This window comes from Streptomyces sp. AA1529, from assembly GCF_000280905.1.
Lineage (GTDB): Bacteria > Actinomycetota > Actinomycetes > Streptomycetales > Streptomycetaceae > Streptomyces.
The window spans coordinates 266664-282043 of sequence record NZ_ALAP01000092.1 but is presented as its reverse complement, the minus strand read 5'-3'; the positions used below and the strand labels follow the sequence as shown (position 1 = coordinate 282043).

The 15380-nt window shown below is 72.8% G+C and carries 18 protein-coding genes; 9 read left to right on the top strand and 9 right to left on the bottom strand.

Annotation, left to right across the window (positions count from 1 at the left end; translation table 11 throughout):
• Positions 1-22 precede the first annotated feature (22 nt).
• Positions 23-1078, bottom strand: coding sequence for an enoyl-CoA hydratase/isomerase family protein (locus A949_RS0127100; RefSeq protein ID WP_019359193.1), 1056 nt, complete (start codon positions 1076-1078; stop codon positions 23-25).
• A 305-nt stretch (positions 1079-1383) separates the two neighbouring features.
• On the opposite strand from A949_RS0127100, the gene A949_RS38300 reads away from it, so the two are divergent.
• The gene (locus A949_RS38300; RefSeq protein WP_019359192.1) at positions 1384-1836 is read left to right on the top strand and encodes an ANTAR domain-containing protein; all 453 of its coding nucleotides are present in this window, start codon (positions 1384-1386) and stop codon (positions 1834-1836) included.
• A 690-nt stretch (positions 1837-2526) separates the two neighbouring features.
• Here the strand turns inward: A949_RS38300 and A949_RS0127090 are convergent.
• The 6 genes from A949_RS0127090 to A949_RS0127065 all read right to left on the bottom strand — a co-directional run bounded on the left by A949_RS0127090 (position 2527) and on the right by A949_RS0127065 (position 8099).
• Complete coding sequence (locus tag A949_RS0127090) at positions 2527-2760, bottom strand: hypothetical protein (protein ID WP_019359191.1); 234 nt, start codon at positions 2758-2760, stop codon at positions 2527-2529.
• Between the two features lie 238 nt (positions 2761-2998).
• Positions 2999-3988, bottom strand: a complete 990-nt coding sequence (locus A949_RS0127085; protein WP_019359190.1) for a zinc-dependent alcohol dehydrogenase family protein — start codon at positions 3986-3988, stop codon at positions 2999-3001.
• The gene (locus A949_RS0127080; RefSeq protein WP_019359189.1) at positions 3985-4887 is read right to left on the bottom strand and encodes a carbohydrate ABC transporter permease; all 903 of its coding nucleotides are present in this window, start codon (positions 4885-4887) and stop codon (positions 3985-3987) included. The genes A949_RS0127085 and A949_RS0127080 overlap by 4 nt, the downstream gene beginning before the upstream one ends.
• Positions 4884-5852 carry a carbohydrate ABC transporter permease gene (locus A949_RS0127075; RefSeq protein WP_019359188.1) on the bottom strand — a complete coding sequence of 323 codons (969 nt, stop codon included), beginning with the start codon at positions 5850-5852 and terminating at the stop codon, positions 4884-4886. The genes A949_RS0127080 and A949_RS0127075 overlap by 4 nt, the downstream gene beginning before the upstream one ends.
• On the bottom strand, positions 5849-7252 hold the full coding sequence (locus A949_RS0127070) for an ABC transporter substrate-binding protein (RefSeq protein WP_019359187.1): 1404 nt from the start codon (positions 7250-7252) through the stop codon (positions 5849-5851). The genes A949_RS0127075 and A949_RS0127070 overlap by 4 nt, the downstream gene beginning before the upstream one ends.
• Before the next feature lie 85 nt (positions 7253-7337).
• Positions 7338-8099: a DeoR/GlpR family DNA-binding transcription regulator gene (locus A949_RS0127065; protein ID WP_019359186.1), complete on the bottom strand. Its 762-nt coding sequence runs from the start codon at positions 8097-8099 to the stop codon at positions 7338-7340.
• A gap of 335 nt (positions 8100-8434) precedes the next feature.
• Between A949_RS0127065 and A949_RS0127060 the strand changes: the two genes are divergently transcribed.
• The 3 genes from A949_RS0127060 to A949_RS0127050 all read left to right on the top strand — a co-directional run bounded on the left by A949_RS0127060 (position 8435) and on the right by A949_RS0127050 (position 10705).
• On the top strand, positions 8435-8998 hold the full coding sequence (locus A949_RS0127060; protein WP_019359185.1) for a peroxiredoxin: 564 nt from the start codon (positions 8435-8437) through the stop codon (positions 8996-8998).
• A 167-nt stretch (positions 8999-9165) separates the two neighbouring features.
• The gene (locus tag A949_RS0127055) at positions 9166-9831 is read left to right on the top strand and encodes a LysM peptidoglycan-binding domain-containing protein (RefSeq protein WP_019359184.1); all 666 of its coding nucleotides are present in this window, start codon (positions 9166-9168) and stop codon (positions 9829-9831) included.
• A gap of 337 nt (positions 9832-10168) precedes the next feature.
• Positions 10169-10705, top strand: coding sequence for a GNAT family N-acetyltransferase (locus A949_RS0127050; protein WP_019359183.1), 537 nt, complete (start codon positions 10169-10171; stop codon positions 10703-10705).
• Positions 10706-10827: 122 nt separating this feature from the next.
• Here the strand turns inward: A949_RS0127050 and A949_RS0127045 are convergent, their stop codons facing one another.
• Entirely contained in the window at positions 10828-11283 is a 456-nt protein-coding gene (locus tag A949_RS0127045) for a cold-shock protein (RefSeq protein ID WP_019359182.1), read from the bottom strand.
• Positions 11284-11596: 313 nt separating this feature from the next.
• On the opposite strand from A949_RS0127045, the gene A949_RS0127040 reads away from it, so the two are divergent.
• The 5 genes from A949_RS0127040 (at position 11597) to A949_RS0127020 (ending at position 14767) form a co-directional block, all read left to right on the top strand.
• Positions 11597-12262 (top strand): hypothetical protein, encoded by a 666-nt coding sequence (locus A949_RS0127040; protein WP_019359181.1) that lies wholly within the window; start codon positions 11597-11599, stop codon positions 12260-12262.
• A gap of 222 nt (positions 12263-12484) precedes the next feature.
• Complete coding sequence (locus A949_RS0127035; RefSeq protein WP_019359180.1) at positions 12485-12982, top strand: MarR family winged helix-turn-helix transcriptional regulator; 498 nt, start codon at positions 12485-12487, stop codon at positions 12980-12982.
• 90 nt (positions 12983-13072) lie between these two features.
• Positions 13073-13345, top strand: a complete 273-nt coding sequence (locus A949_RS0127030; RefSeq protein WP_026005078.1) for a hypothetical protein — start codon at positions 13073-13075, stop codon at positions 13343-13345.
• A 62-nt stretch (positions 13346-13407) separates the two neighbouring features.
• Positions 13408-13764 carry a hypothetical protein gene (locus A949_RS38295; RefSeq protein WP_019359178.1) on the top strand — a complete coding sequence of 119 codons (357 nt, stop codon included), beginning with the start codon at positions 13408-13410 and terminating at the stop codon, positions 13762-13764.
• 277 nt (positions 13765-14041) lie between these two features.
• A complete protein-coding gene (locus A949_RS0127020) occupies positions 14042-14767 on the top strand; it encodes a type 1 glutamine amidotransferase (RefSeq protein WP_106428919.1) in 726 nt (241 codons plus the stop codon).
• A gap of 9 nt (positions 14768-14776) precedes the next feature.
• Here the strand turns inward: A949_RS0127020 and A949_RS0127015 are convergent, their stop codons facing one another.
• The gene (locus tag A949_RS0127015) at positions 14777-15133 is read right to left on the bottom strand and encodes a hypothetical protein (protein ID WP_019359176.1); all 357 of its coding nucleotides are present in this window, start codon (positions 15131-15133) and stop codon (positions 14777-14779) included.
• Positions 15134-15380: the final 247 nt, after the last annotated feature.

Sequence of the window (15380 nt, the reverse complement as noted above, 5' to 3'; positions counted from 1 at the left end):
CAGAATATGCCCGCAGAAAGCGTCAGATTCGCACGTCGAGCCTCAGGTCGCCGCTGTCCGGCGGCGCGAAGTGCCGTGCCACCTCCTCCTCGGAGACCTCCTCGAGTGCGCCGGGCGACCAGCGCGGGCTGCGGTCCTTGTCGATGATCCGGGCCCGCACGCCCTCGGCGAAGTCGGGTGAGGAGAGCGCGGCGACGGAGGTGCGGTACTCCTGTTCCAGAGCCGCCTCCAGCGAGGTGAGGTCCCGTGCCCGGCGCAGCGCGGCGAGGGTGACCTTGAGGGAGGTGGGGGACTTCGACTCGACGGCCGCGGCCGCCTCCTTGGCCGCGGTCCCGCCGTGGTCGCGCAGCCGGGCCAGGATCTCCGGAACGCTGTCGGAGTCGTAGCAGGTGTCGATCCAGGCCCGCTGCCCGGCCAGTTCGGACTCCGGCGGGACGGTCGCGTACCGCGCCACCGCGTCCGCGGGCGGGGTGTGGGACAGCGCGGCGGCGAAGTCCGCGAGCCGGTCCGCGGGGACGAAGTGGTCCGCCAGTCCGCACAGCAGGGCGTCCGCCGCACCCACCGCTCCGGCGGTCAGTGCCAGGTGTGTGCCCAGCTCGCCCGGCGCCCGCGACAGCAGCCAGGTGCCGCCCACGTCCGGGACGAAGCCGATGCCCGTCTCCGGCATGGCGACTCGCGACCGCTCGGTGACGACGCGGACGCTGCCGTGTGCCGAGACTCCGACACCGCCGCCCATCACGACCCCGTCCATGAGCGCCACGTACGGCTTGGGGTAGCGGGCGATCCGGGCGTTGAGGCGGTACTCCGCCGCCCAGAACCGTGCGGAGTCCGCGCCGCCGCCCTGTCGCACGTCCTCGTGGATCCCGCGGATGTCTCCGCCCGCGCACAGCCCCCGCTCGCCCGCGCCGCTGAGGACGACGGCGGCGACCGCGTCGTCCCGCTCCCAGGTGTCCAGCGCTCCGGTGAGCCGGTCGACCATCTCCCGGTCGAGTGCGTTGAGCGTGCGCGGGCGGTTGAGCACGAGACGGCCGGCGCGGCCGTCCCTTTCGACCAGCACGGGCGGTTGGGGCGGGGTCACGGCGGCGCTCCTCGGTCATGGGGTGGCCCTCCCGGGCGGGAGGGCGTCCCGCCACGGTACGGGTGCGCCGGTGTTCGCTATCTCACAGGTGGGCGTACCGTCCCGCCCGGACGGGCAGACATGTGTCATGCGACAACAGTTGTCTCCGGAGGCACGATGAATCCTGCCGTGGCGCCGCCCCGGGCAGTGGGATCGCTTGTCCACTCGCCCTGGGGCGGCAGGGCGCGCGCCCGGCTCCGCCTAGGCCGGGTCCGGGGCGCTACCGCGCCGGCTCCTGGGCCGAACCAGCTCGGATGGAGCTACGGGTGACCAGCGAGGGGACCTTCTACACCTCCGATTCTCCTCCTCCTGACGAGAGGCCCGGGGACTCCCGTGAAGAGCCCCGGGCCGTCGGCCGAGAACCGTCGGCCGCCGGTGCGGAGTCCGGGGCCGCCGGCCCGGCGCACGAGGCATGTCCGCCCGCCGAGCTGCACCGACTCCGGGAGGAGGTGGCCCAACTCCGGCAGGCGCTGGACAGCCGTCCCCTGATCGACCAGGCGCGCGGGGTGATCATGGCTTCGGGGCGCTGCGGCCCCGAGACGGCATGGCGGGTGCTGGTCGACACCTCGCAGCGGACCAACACCAAACTCCGGGAGGTCGCCCGCCTGCTGACCCGGGCGACCCACCAGGAGCCGCTGCCGGAATGGCTGCGCAGCGCCGTGTCGGCCTCCTGCGCGCGCGCCGCCCGCGCCGCCCGGCAGAACGGAACCGCCGGCTGAGACGCTCCCAACCGGTGGCCGCGGCGTGCCCGGCGATCCGCCGCCGGACCGGCCGCCGCCGGACCGGCCGACTGCCGGACCGGCCGCCGCCGGACCGGCCGACTGTCGGACCGGAACGGAAGGCGCCGGCCGACGGGACGCTCCCGCCGGCAGCGGCCCGGGAGCGGCCCTGCGCCGGTCCTGGGGAGTGTCCTGGAGGAGCGTCGCCCGCCCGCAGGGCGCAGCCGGGCAGACAGGGCTTCGAACGTTGGGCCACCCCGTGCAGCCGGCTCGGGCCCGCGAGCGCGAGTTGCTTCTGCGCCCTGCCGAGCGGGACGACCCACAGCGTGCAGCCGGGCTGGAAGCGGTTGAGTCCGCGGGCCGCCACCTGGCTGCCGCCGGTGCCGACCGGCAGCCCGATTCTCGTACAACTGTTCCTCGAACCGGGTGTGGTTGCCGCCGCGCAGAAAGACCTCGCCGTGCTCGAGCGGGACACACTCGCGCACATGGTCCGGCAGAACAGGGCGGCTGCGCGGATCGGGGACGGGGCGGGGCCCCGAACCGGTCACGGAACTCTCCTCCTGGCACCCAGGTCAGGCGACCGCCGGCCGGGCCCGGTCGTGCACCGTGCCCGGCCGGAGCAGCGGGCGACGACAGCAGAGAGCCCCGCCGGACGGTGCGTGGACCGTCCGGCGGGGCCCGCGGGCCGGATCAGGCGCGGGGCGGCTTGATCCACCCCTTCTTCACCAGCTTGTCGCACAGGGACCTGGCCGCGTGGTCGGTGCCCTTCGTCTGCCGCTTCGCCTCCTTCACGCAGTCGGCGTACGGGTAGGGAGGTCCACCGGCACGCGTCTGCGCGGGGGACACGGCGGTGGCCGGAACCGCCGCGAACAGCACGCTGCTCACCGCGGCGGCCGCCGCCAGGGCGATACCCTTCCGTGGCACGAGTCCTCCTCTCTCACCCCGGAGCCCGATGCCCCGGATGCCCTGACTCAACGAGCGCATCCGTGATCGGCAACGAGCCGCGGCGCCGGCCCCGCGTTCGGCGGAGCGTTCCGCCACGACGACCTTTCGGTACGTCAAGGCGGTGATCGCACCGGCGGCACCGGTCCCGGCCGAGCGTCCCGGGCCCGGCACCCGCCCGGTGGCCGTGAGACCCCGGACGGGCGGGAGCGGCACCGCCTCAGGGCACCACCACGATCTTGCGGCCCTTGCCCTCGGCGAACCGGTCCAGCGCCTCCGGGTAGGAGTCCAGCGGCATCCGGTCGGAGATGAACACCTCCGGGTCCAGGATCCCGCCGGCGAACAGTTCGGCGGCCCGCTCGTAGCTGTGCAGGACGGCCATCGAGCCGGTGATGGTGATCTCCTGGTTGTAGATGCGGTACGGCTCGATCGTGGCCCGGGTCGCGTAGTCGGAGACACCGAACTGGAGGAAGGTGCCCGCCTTCGCCACCCGGCCGAGGCCGTCCTGGATGGCGGCCGCGTTGCCCGTGGCGTCCACCACCAGGTCCCAGCCGCCGGGCCGGTCCAGTTCCTCGGCGGTCGCCGCCGCGCCGCTGCACCCCAGACCGCGGGCCGTGGCCAGCCGTTCGGGGTTCAGGTCGAGGACCTCCACGCTCGCCGCACCGGTTCGTTTGGCCAGCTCCAGCATCATCAGTCCCATCGTCCCCGAACCGTAGATCAGTACATGGGACCCGAGCTGGCTCTTGAGCACGTCGTAGCCGCGCACCGCGCAGGAGAGCGGTTCGATGAGCGCCGCGTCCTGGGTCCGCACATGTTCGGGCAGCCGCACGCAGTTGGCCACGGGCGCTACCGCGTACTCGGCGGCACCGCCGGCCGTGGACACGCCGATCGCGGCCCACCGGTCGCACAGGTTGTTGTGGCCGCGGCGGCAGTAGCGGCACTCGTGGCAGTACAGGGAGGGGTCGACGGCCACCTGGTCCCCCTCGGCCAGCTCGTCGACCTCGCTGCCCAGTGCCACCACCTCCCCGGCGAACTCGTGACCGGGCACCAGCGGCAGCGAGGGGGCGAACTCGCCCTGCTTGATGTGCAGATCCGTTCCGCACAGCCCGCACGCCGCGACCTTCACCACCACCTCGCGGGGACCGGGGGTCGGGTCGGGAACCTCCGTCAGGGACACCTTGCCCACCGACTCGACGAGTGCGGCCTTCATTTGACAGCTCCTAGCGACAGGCCCTGGACCAGCTTGTCCTGGGCGGCGAACCCCGCGGCGAGCACCGGCAGGGAGATCACGAGAGACGCGGCGCACACCTTGGCCAGGAACAGGCCCTGGCTGGTGATGAAACCGGTCAGGAAGACGGGCGCGGTCTGCGCCACGACCCCCGTCAGGACCCGCGCGAACAGCATCTCGTTCCAGGAGAAGATGAAGCAGATGAGCGCGGTGGCGGCGATTCCGGGCGCGGCGACGGGCGCGACCACCCGGGCGAGGACGGTCGGCAGCCGGGCCCCGTCGATCTGCGCCGCCTCGATCAGGGCGGGCGGCACCTCGGCGAGGAAGGACTGCATCATCCACACCGCGATCGGCAGGTTCATCGAGGTGTAGAGGATGACCAGCAGCCAGATGTTGTCGAGGAACGACGTGTTCTTCGCGAACAGGTAGATCGGCAGCAGTCCGGCGACGATCGGCAGCATCTTCGTCGACAGGAAGAAGAACAGCACGTCACGCCACTTGCGCACCGGCCGGATGGACAGCGCGTACGCGGCGGGCAGCGCCAGCACCAGTACCAGCAGGGTGGAGAAGACCGAGGCCATCAGCGAGTTGGCGAGCGCGGGCCAGGGTCCGGCCCCGCCGCCCGCGTCGAAGAAGGCGCGGTAGCCGTCGAGAGTCAGCGGGGCGGCCAGCGACGGCGGGTTGGTGGCGGCGTCCGACTCCGAGTGCAGCGAGGTCAGCACCATCCAGGCGATCGGCAGCACGAAGAGCAGCCCGCACACCCAGGCCAGCAGGCCCAGCGCGGTGTTCTTGCGGCGGATGCTTCCGGGCGGGGCGGAGGCGGCCTTCGGCCCGGCGGTGGACGACGCCGCCTCGGGTGCGTCTGCGGTCAGGGCGCTCATGCGCGGACCTCCTCGCGGAAGAGGGACGAGACCACCCGCAGCGCGAGGGTGGCGATGATCAGGGAGCCGATGACGACGAGCACGCCGGCGGCCGAGGCGAGGCCGTACTCATGGCCCTGGTAGAAGGTCTGGTAGATGGTGTACGGCAGGTTGGCGGTGCCCAGCCCGCCGGAGGTGATGGTGAAGACGGCGTCGAAGTTCTGCACGATGTAGATCGATCCCAGCAGCGCCCCCAGCTCCAGATACCGGCGCAGGTGCGGCAGTGTCAGATAGCGGAAGATCTGCCAGGCCCCGGCCCCGTCGATCCGGGCGGCCTCGATCGAGTCGGCGGGCCGGCTCTGCAGCCCGGCGAGCAGGATCAGCATCATGAACGGCGTCCACTGCCAGATCAGCGCCATCTCCACGGCGCCGAGCGGCATCTCGGCCACCCATTCCGGTTGCGGCGCGTCGTCCCCGAACAGCCAGCTCAGCACACCGTTGAAGAGCCCGTACTCGGGGTTGTACAGCACGTGCTTCCACAGCAGCGCCGCGGCCACCGGCACCAGCAGGAACGGCGCGATCAGCAGCGTGCGCACCACGCCGCGGCCGCGGAAGCTGCGGTCGAGCAGCAGCGCCAGCAGCAGCCCGAGCACCAGGCTGACCAGGACGACGACCGCGGTCAGCACCGCCGTGGTGACCACGGAGTCGCGCAGCTCGGGATCGCTGAGCACCTCCTGGTAGTTCGCGAAGCCGCCGAAGGACCGGGCTTCGGGGTAGAGCGCGTTCCAGTCGAAGAACGAGACCACCAGGGTGGCCGCGAACGGCAACTGGGTGACGATGATCAGGAAGACCAGGGCGGGCAGCAGCGGCGCGCGGGTGACCCAGCCGCGCAGCCGGTTGGGCGGCCCCTTCGGCGCGGCGGGCCGGGCGGCCGGCGGACGCTTCTCGTCGTGCGCGTCCGGGGCAGTGGTGGTCGGAGTGCTCATTGCCCTCGCCCCTCGTAGTCGTCGGAGACCTCCTGTGCCAGCTTCTGGGCCTTGCGCAGCGCCTCGTCCACCGACTGGCGGCCCGCGATGGCGGCGCTGATCTCGTGCGAGACCTTCGTCCCCAGATCGGCGAACTCGGGGATGTCGACGAACTGGATGCCGATCGTGGGCCGTTTCTGCACGCCCGGATCGCGGGGCCTGGCCTTGGTGATGGCCTCCCGGGTGACCTCGTGGAAGGCGCCGGCCGCCTTCTTGTACTCCGGCAGCTCGTAGGTGGAGGCCCGCTTGCCCGCCGGGACGTTGGCCCAGCCGAACTTCTCACCGACCAGCTTCTCGTACTCCTTGCCGGAGGCCCAGGAGATGAACTTCCAGGCCTTGTCCGGGTTCCGGCTCGCCTTCTGGATCCCCCAGGCCCAGCTGTAGAGCCAGCCCGAGCTGCGGGTCTTCACCACCGGCGCGGGGACGTAGCCGATCTTGCCTTTCACCTTGGACTTGGCGCCCTCCAGGGAACCGGCCCCGGCGGTGGCGTCGTACCACATGGCGGTCTTGCCCTGGGTCATGTTGTTCAGGCACTCCGCGTACCCGGACTGGGAGGCCCCGGACTCGCCGTGCTTGCGCACCAGGTCCACGTAGAACTTGGTCGCCTTCCGGAAGGCGGGGTCCTTCAGCCGCGCGTTCCAGTCCTTGTCGAACCAGGTCCCGCCGAAGGTGTTCACCACCGTCGTCAGCGGTGCGACGAGTTCGCCCCAGCCCGGCAGCCCGCGCAGGCAGATGCCCTTCATGCCGTGCTGCGCACCGTCGACCTGTGCGGCGAGCTTCGCCACCTGCGGCCAGGTGGGGTGCGCGGGCATCTTCAGGCCCTCCTGGGCGAAGACATCCTTGCGGTACATCAGGAAGGACGACTCGCCGTAGAACGGCTCGGCGTAGACCTGGCCGTCCTCGCCGCTGAGCGAGTCGCGCACCGGAGGCAGGATGTCCTGCTGGTCGAAGTGCTTGTCCTTGCGGGTGTAGGGGGTCAGGGAGCGCAGCCAGTCGTTCTTGGCGAAGATCGGCGTCTCGTAGTTGCTGAGCGTCGCCACGTCGTACTGCCCGGCCTGGTTGGCGAAGTCCTGGCTGATCTTGTCCCGTACGTCGTTCTCCGGGAGCACCGTGAACTGGACCTTGATGCCCGTCTCCGCGGTGAAGTGCTCGGCGGTCAGCTTCTGCAGCTCCAGCATCTGCGGGTTGTTCACCATCAGCACGCTGATCGTGTCGCCGCCGGAGCCGAGGCTGCCCGCGCCGGCGCAGCCGGACAGCGCGAGCAGCGCACTCGCCGTGGCGGCGGCAGTGGCTGCCCTGACCGCCCTGGCCCGATGTGGTCGGCTGCGTATCCGGCCCTGCGGCCTGCTCTGACAGCGCATATGAACTCCTGGCGAATCGTGATATTCCGGTTGAACGCGGGCGTGCGGTACCGCCGCCCGTACAGAAGCTGGGAAGCGGGCCGGATCAGACCCTGATGACCTGCGGCCCACGCAGCGCGTAGCGGTGTGCTTCCGGGGCGGGCAGGTTCACCGAGGTGACCAGCGCCTCGAAGTCGGCGACCTCGGCGAAGCGGCAGAAGCTCACCGCGCCGAACTTGGTGTGCAGCCCCGCGAAGATCCGCCGCCGAGCGGCCCGCATGGCCTGCGCCTTGACCTCGGAGACCGCCGGGTCGGGAGTGGTCAGGCCGTGCTCCCGGGAGATCCCGTTGGCGCCCACGAAGGCCAGATCGATGACGAAGCCGGCGAGCATCTTCGTCGTCCAGTGCTCGACGGTGGCCAGGGTGCCGCCCCGAACCCGTCCGCCGAGCAGCAGCACGGTGAACTCCTCCTCCGCCGCCAGCACCCGGGCCACCGGCAGCGAGGCCGTCACCACGGTCAGCCGCCGGTCCCGGGGCAGCGCCTCGGCGATCAGCTGCGGGGTGAACCCCTCGTCGACGAAGACCGTCTCCGCGTCCCCGAGCAGTTCGACGGCGGCCGAGGCGATCCGCCGCTTCTCGGGCACGTGCATGGTGGTGCGGTACGCCAGGGTCGTCTCGAACCCGGCGCTCTCCACCGGGTACGCCCCGCCGTGGGTCCGGCGCAGCAGCCCGTGCTCCTCCAGCACCCGCAGGTCGCGGCGGACCGTCTCCTTGGCGACGCCCAGTTCCTCCGCCAGCGAGGCCACCTCGACAGAGCCCAGCCGTCGCGCCGCGCCGACGATCTGCCGCTGCCGCTCCGCCGCGCTCATGGCCCCGTCGCCCCTCTCCGTTCGGTCACGGACATGCCCGTTCCTGCCCGTGTGGAGAGTTGTACCGGGCTCCGTCCGGTACGACCAGCCTCCCGGCGGAGAAGATCGTGACCGTTTCTGCCCGTCGGCACCGTCCGCGGAAACGCCGCTGAGCAGGAACGACGCATTCGCGGTCGAGGGTATGTCGACCGTTGGAGGCGAACACTCGCCCGTTCGGTGCCCGTTCCGTCCCGCGGGCCGCACGGGCCCGGCGTCGTGCGGCCCGCGCGGTGCGGGCGCGGCTAGCGTTCCGGGAGACTCCGCCGCACGCACCCCGGCACGGGGAAGGACACCACGTGGACGACCTGACGCGACTGCCGGCTGGACTTCCCGAACCCGGGGACGACGGTGCCGCCGACCACCTGCCCGGAACGCGGCTGCCCTCCCTCGGACTTCCGCACATCGAAGGCCGGCTGGTCGCCCTGGACCGGCTGGGCGACGGGCGCACCGTCCTCTACGCCTTTCCGCGCGCCGCACGCCCCCGCGAGCTGCCCGTCGGCTGGGACTCCGTCCCCGGTGCGGCGGGTTGCCTCCAGGAAGCCTGCGGATTCCGGGACCGGCACGCGGAGCTGCTGACCGCCGGGGCGTCCCGCGTGTTCGGCCTCTCCGGTCAGGACAGCCCCTGCCAGCGCGAGCTCGCCCAGCGGCTGCGGCTGCCGTTCGGACTGCTCTCCGACCCGGTGCTGGCCCTCGCGGGAGCTCTGCGGATGCCCGTTCTCGAAGTGGGCGGGCGGCTGTTCTACCGGCGCCTCACCCTGATCGTCCGCGCCGGCGCGATCGAGCACGTCTTCCACCCCGTCTTCCCGCCGGACCGGCACGCCGCGCAGGTTCTGGACTGGCTGCGTGCCAACCCCGGCTAGGTACCGCCCATCGGGGACGCCGGGTACCTCTGGACGGGTGAAAGATCGGCAAAGCAGAACGGATCGTCGGCCCGGACGGCATCTGACGGAGTTTGCTACGGCCCTGACGGGCTTTCCTCTGACCCCAACAGAGAGCTTCCGGGCTCGACGGTAAGGACTTGATTCAGATGCGTAAGACCAAGATCGCCACCTTCGGCGTCCTCACGGCTGCCGCAGTCGCCGTTCCGGCCGCGCCTGCCTTCGCGCAGGAGGGGCAGTCATCCGACACGCACACGCACACGGAGGCCGCGCAGCGTCAGGACCCCACGACCACCACCTACCAGGTGCGGCCCGGCGACACGCTCTCCGAGGTGGCCCGGAGCCATGGCACCAGATGGCAGGAACTCGCGGAGCGGAACGCGCTTCCCGATCCCGACCGGATCTACCCCGGGCAGCGGCTGACCATCGGGGAGGCCGCACCCCGGCCCGCCCCGGCGGCTCCGGGCAGCCCGACCGGGTCCAGCGCCGGACAGCAGTCGGCGCCGCAGGACCAGCAACCCGCCCCCGAGCAGCAGGAATCAGTCCCTGAGCAGCAGGCACCGCGCAGCAGCGCGCCCGCCGCGCCGCACTCCTCGACGGCGGAGAGCGCGGCCAAGGCGGAGATCATCCGCCGGGAGTCCAGCGGCAACCCGAACGCGCAGAACGGCAAGTACCACGGCCTGTTCCAGACCGACCAGCCCTGGGGCAAGGGCACGGTCGCCGAACAGCATGCCGGCGCCGAGCGCTACGTCAAGGAGCGGTACGGCTCCTGGCAGGCGGCACTCGCCTTCCACGACGAGCACGGCTGGTACTGACCCGCCGGGACGCCGCCGATCCGGTCCGCCGTCCCCGGTCCGCACGCCGTCACGGCGGACCGGGGGCGGGCTCCCCGGGCTCCCCGCCCGGCGGGAGCCCCGTACCGGAGCTGTGCTAGCGTTCCGGATCGGCGACCGCCCGGGTCGCCGATCCGGACGAGATCGGGGGAGATGAGCTGATGGCTGCCGTGCAGACCACCGCTTCGCGCGGTGTCCGGACAGTCTCCCTCCCCTCGGTTCCGGTTCCGGCCTGACCCCTGGCGCCTTCCGGCCGTACGCCGGGCGCCCGGTGAGTGCGCCGGCAGTACCGGGACCCCTCGTACCGAAGGTGTTCCCGTTGCCCCAGCCTTCTGCAGGCTCCTTCACCACCCGACCCGAGCGGCCCGACTCCGCGGCCGACGCCGCCGCGGTCCGCAGGATCCTCCTCGCGGCCTTCCCGACGTCCGAGGAGGCCGGGCTCGTCGAGGCGCTGCGCGCCGATCCCGCCGCGTGGCTCGACGGACTCTCCCTGCTCGCCGAGGCGCCCGACGGCACCCCGGTCGGGCAGGCCCTGCTCACCCGCTGCCACGTGGACGGACATCCCGCGCTCGCGCTGGCCCCGTGCGCGGTGCTGCCCCCGTACCAGCGCACCGGTGCCGGAACGGCAGCGATCCGGGCCGCGTTGCGGGCGGCCCGGCGGCGCGGTGAGAATCTGGTGCTCGTCCTCGGGCATCCGGAGTACTACCCGCGGTTCGGATTCCTTCCGGCCTCCCGCCTGGGGATCCGTGCCACTGTCGACGTGCCGGACGAGGCCCTGATGGCCCTCTTCCTGGACGCGGAGGCGGGGCCGGTGCCGTCCGGGGTCATCCGCTACCCCGCCGCGTTCGGCATCTGACCCCGCCGGGACCCGTGGCGGCACGCCCGGCGTGCCGCCACGCCTGCAGCGACCCTGCCGCCGGGTCCGCCGGGAACATCCCGCCGAAGCCCGCGGCGGACCGTCGCGGCCCGCACGTCCGGTCAGTCCTCGGCCCAGCCGTGGCTCTTCCCGAACTGCACCAGGCGGCGGCGGATGTCGAGGATCTGTGCGCCGGTCAGGTCCGGCGCCGCCTCCAGCAGCAGCTCCGTCACCGCCCTGGTGTACTCGGCGACACCGAGCACATCGCACATCGGATCCTCCCCGTCCTCGCCGCGGGAGGCCGCCGGGCCGTGCGGGACCCGGCCCCCGGCAGCCGGAGCGGTCTCCGGCCCGGGCACGTCCGAGTGGTCCAGAAGCCGGACGGAGGAGGCCTTCAGGCCCCGGTCCCCGTCCTCGATCTCGAACTCCACCGCGACTCCGGTGTGCACGAACGATTCCGGCATCATCAGGTCGTTCGCGTGCAGGAAGACGTCCTCGCCTCCGTGGTCGGGGGCGATGAACCCGTACCCCCGCGCACCGTCGAAACGGACGACTCGACCGACAACTGTGTTCACCATTCACCCCAACCGCACTCCCCGGGCCCCGTGCCCGGACATCTGCTCCGGATCCTAGCGAGCGGGGAGCCCGAGCGTGACACGGACGACCGGTTAGGGCGGGCAACGGGGCGCACCTCCGCCACGCCCGCACCATCCATCGACTGACCTGTCGGCAACTCGACGGCCACGGCGCCGATTTGGCCCGCGCTGCCGTGATTCGTGGTTTACCGGTGCGTCGTCCGGGAAGCCGGGCAGGTGCCGGGTCCCTCCTCCGCGGCCCGCCCCTCGGTACGGCTCCCGGGCGCCGCCCGTCGGGGCCGGGGAGAAGGCCCACATGTTCATCCTCCTGCTCGTCGCCGGTACCGCCGTGATCCTGGGCCTCGCCTTCGTCATCGCGGTCCGCCTCCGGCGCCGGGCGGCCGCCGTGGACGCCCAGCTGCTGGAGCGCCGCTTCGGCCCCGAGTACACGCGTGTCCTCGCCCGGCGGCACGGCGACACCCGGACCACGCGGCGCGAGCTGGCCGGCAGGCTCGACCGGTACGGCTCCCTCGCGGTGCTCCCGCTCGCCTCCGGCGCGCGGGAGCGCCACCTCGCGCAGTGGAGAGCCGTCCAGGAGGACTTCGTCGACTCCCCGGCCCGGGCGCTCGGTGCGGCCGAGACGCTGCTGGAGCGCCTGGCCGAAGAGCGGGGCTACCCCGCCGGGCTGTCGTTCGAGGAACGCCTCGCCGCGCTCTCGGTGCACCACGCCCGGCGGGTCCAGGGATACCGGCAACTCCGCGACGCGCGGCGGGCCGGGGGCGCGTCGGGCCCGAACGCGGCGGAGACCGAGGACATGCGCGCCGCGCTGCTGGAGGGGCGTGCCCTCTTCGACTCGCTTCTCAACGCCCGCGCCAGCGGCGCCCGAGCCGAGCGGGACCGCTCCACCCGGCCCGGCCTGTCCCGCGGGCTCGCCGCCGCCCACCGGCAGCCGCCGCCCGGCACGGGGCCGGACGTGCCCTGACGCTGCCGCAGCGCCGGTACTGCCCGCCGGGTGCCGTGGCGCGGCCGGTGCCGGGCATGACATGGCCGCCGACCGGGCATACGGGGTGCTCAGGGAGAGGCTTGCCGATGACGGACGCCGCAGTGGGCCGGTGGAAGCAGCCCCGCCGCGCAGCGGGCACCGACGCGGGGCCGGCGGGCCGATCCCGGTCTGGCCGTGCCGCCGTTAGGGAGTGGTACTGATATGGGCGGGGATCCCTCACTGCCCGGCGGCTGCGCCCAGCAGGCCGGACAGCGCGCGGGCGAGATCATCGAACTGCTGGAAGTGCTCTGGGAGCAGGGCCGGAACGCGACCGCCCGCGCGCCGGTGTCCCCGTCTCAGTTGCGCGTCATGTACTGCGTCGACCGCGACGAGGGGATGAACCTGCGGGCGCTGGGGGAAGCGCTGGGCTCCGCGCCGTCGTCGGTCAGCAGACTCTGCGACCGGCTGGAGGCGATCGGCTTCGTCGCGCGCTCACCCAGTCCCACCAGCGGACGCGAGCTGGAACTGCGGCTGACTCCGCAGGGCAGGGCGCATCTGCACGATCTGCGCGAGCGCCGCGAGGAGGCCCTGCTCGGCATCCTGGCCGCCATGCCCGCCGCGGACCGCGAAGCGCTCCTCACCGGCCTCCGGGGGTTCGCCGACGCCGCGGCGGACGGCTCCCCCGGCTGTTCGCACCCGGTTGCACCAGCCACGCCCTGATCAAGGCCGGGTTGCAGAGCTGTCACACAGGCTACCCAGCACAGCTCTCACTCCATAGGGTGGCGGAACCGAACCCTGGAGGGGGAATTAGTGTCGTACTCAGGTCCGCCCAATCAGCCGTACCAGCCAGGTCCGCCGCCTGCCAACGATTCCAACACGCTGAGCATCGTCGGGATCGTGCTCGGTGCCGTGGCCTTCATATTCTGCCCGCCCGGCTTCGGCATAGCGGGCATGGTCTGCGGCTTCGTCGCCAAGTCCAAACAGGAGCGGCTCGCACCGGTCGCGATCGGGGTGTCCGTCGCCGGGCTCGTCATCGGCATGGTGCTCGGCTTCGTGGTGTTCCGCGGGATGTACGGCGGCTGACCGACGGACGCGGAAGCACATCGCACGGTTTGGGGCCGCGTTGTGCGGTCACCCGCAGCGGCATGGCTGACCCGGTGAAGAATTCCAAGGGACGCGGCGCGGAGAGCGCGGTCGAGACCGTGACGGCGAACGGAGCCGGACCCGGCGCCCATGGCGCCGCCACGGGCGAAGGCGCGCACTCCGCGGGAGAGAACCTGAGGACGAAGGGCGAGGCCGCCAAGGACACCCTGGTGTCCGCGGGGGCCAAGGCCGGCGCGGCCGCTGCCGCCGGTGCGACTGCTGTCAAGGAGCGCAGGAACCTCACCGCCGGCACGGCCGGCGGCCTCCTCGCCCTGCTGGCGGGGGCGTTCGCGCTGGGGCGGAGGACCGCCCGCAGCAGCGCGGGCCCCGTGACGCGATGGACCCGCGGCCGTATCTGAAACGGCCGCGCCGGCGACCGGAGCAATGCGCAAGGCGCCGTGCACGGAGCGAGGGCCGGACAGGGCACGCACCCTGTCCGGCCCTCGCTCGTGCGGTCACCCCGCATGTACGGCGCGGCGGAGTCCGCCGCCCGGCAGTGACCGGCGTACGGAGTGCCGGTGACCGGGCCGCGGGGCCGTGTCACCATGGCGCGGAAGCCGGGCCGGCCGGTACCCGGGTCCGGGTCAGGACCGGAACGCGGCGGCCGGTGCGGATTTCGAACGGAAGGCGGGCGCGGTGGCGGCGACAGCATGGGTGGTGCAGAACACCCCGCAGGGCGGGCCGGGACGGTTCGGCGACTGGCTCGCCGAAGCGGGCGTCGCCGTCCGGACCGTCCCGGCCCACGAAGGGGCGCCGCTCCCCTCGCGGCTTGCGGGCGGTGCCCTGGTGGTGCTCGGCGGCGGATTTTTGCCCGACGACGACGCACGTGCCCCGTGGCTGGCGCCCACCCGCGCCCTGGTGGCCGAGGCGCTCGACACGGGGGCGCCGGTGTTCGGCATCTGCCTCGGAGGGCAGATGCTGGCCCACGTCGCCGGGGGAGAGGTCGCAGCGGAGCACGGTGAGCCCGAGATCGGCAGCACCCCGCTCACCCTGCGGGCCGAGGCGCGGAGCGATCCGCTCTTCCACGACCTGCCCTCCCCGGTGACGGCGGTCGAGCGGCATGTGGATGCCATCACGGCGCTCCCGCCCGGCGCCGCCTGGCTCGCGCGGAGCGAGCGCTGCCCCTACCAGGCGTTCCGGGTGGGGGAGCGGGCCTGGGGAGTCCAGTTCCACCCGGAGACCTCGCCCGACCGGATCCTGTCCTGGGAGCTGGCGGGCCGTGCCGAGCGCGGCCTCGATCGCGCGGAGCTCCACCGCCGGGCGAGCGAGGACGCCGTCACCTCGACGCCGGTGTGGCGGAAGCTGGCCCACCGGTTCGCGGCGTCGGTCCGGGGGGCCGCCCGGGAGCCGGGGCGCGACTGACCGCCGGGGTCAGGGGCGCACCTCGATCCGCCCGATGCCGCTGCCCAGGGCGCTGCAGTGTGCGGTGGACTGGCCGGACTGCCCCGGCCGCAGCGTGACATGTTCGCCGTCGATGTCAGGGCTCCAGCCGCAGACCAGATGGACCCAGAAGGTCCGCGTCGCCCTGCCGTTGTTCCTGCACAGGGCGTAGCCGGTGTACTCGTCGTTGTGGTGCTTGCCGGTGTGGCAGCTCAGGCCCGGCGGGGTGGCGGCGCCGACGGCGGCCACGGTGGCAGCCGAGGGCAGGGACAGCAGCGTCAGCGCCGCGAGCGTGAGAGCGGCGAGCCTGGCCGCGGCCCTGGGGGGCCGTACGGTGACCGGTGTCATGTGGTGCTCCTTGGCCGAGGGCGGTGCCCTTCGAATGGTTCGCCTGCTGCCTCCCCCGCCGTACGGCCGGAAAACTGCGCATACCTTGACACTTGGTCAACTAACTGCGGAATGCCGTCATCCGGGACATGGTGCCCGTCCCCGGCATCGGCCGAACCTGCCGCGGCCCGGCCTCCTCCGTGCCGCCGCCCGCGCGGCGGGTCACCCGCCGCGCCAACCCGCCGGCCGCCGCGCCCGACCGGTCACG

Bases quoted from the DNA above. Each gene is read 5' to 3' on its own strand.
- A949_RS0127075 (WP_019359188.1), bottom strand. From the start codon at position 5,852: ATGAGCACTCCGACCACCACTGCCCCGGACGCGCACGACGAGAAGCGT.
- A949_RS0127055 (WP_019359184.1), top strand. From the start codon at position 9,166: ATGCGTAAGACCAAGATCGCCACCTTCGGCGTCCTCACGGCTGCCGCA.
- A949_RS0127085 (WP_019359190.1), bottom strand. From the start codon at position 3,988: ATGAAGGCCGCACTCGTCGAGTCGGTGGGCAAGGTGTCCCTGACGGAG.
- A949_RS0127070 (WP_019359187.1), bottom strand. From the start codon at position 7,252: ATGCGCTGTCAGAGCAGGCCGCAGGGCCGGATACGCAGCCGACCACAT.
- A949_RS0127065 (WP_019359186.1), bottom strand. From the start codon at position 8,099: ATGAGCGCGGCGGAGCGGCAGCGGCAGATCGTCGGCGCGGCGCGACGG.
- A949_RS0127040 (WP_019359181.1), top strand. From the start codon at position 11,597: ATGTTCATCCTCCTGCTCGTCGCCGGTACCGCCGTGATCCTGGGCCTC.
- A949_RS0127080 (WP_019359189.1), bottom strand. From the start codon at position 4,887: ATGAGCGCCCTGACCGCAGACGCACCCGAGGCGGCGTCGTCCACCGCC.
- A949_RS0127045 (WP_019359182.1), bottom strand. From the start codon at position 11,283: ATGGTGAACACAGTTGTCGGTCGAGTCGTCCGTTTCGACGGTGCGCGG.
- A949_RS38295 (WP_019359178.1), top strand. From the start codon at position 13,408: ATGGCTGACCCGGTGAAGAATTCCAAGGGACGCGGCGCGGAGAGCGCG.
- A949_RS0127015 (WP_019359176.1), bottom strand. From the start codon at position 15,133: ATGACACCGGTCACCGTACGGCCCCCCAGGGCCGCGGCCAGGCTCGCC.
- A949_RS0127035 (WP_019359180.1), top strand. From the start codon at position 12,485: ATGGGCGGGGATCCCTCACTGCCCGGCGGCTGCGCCCAGCAGGCCGGA.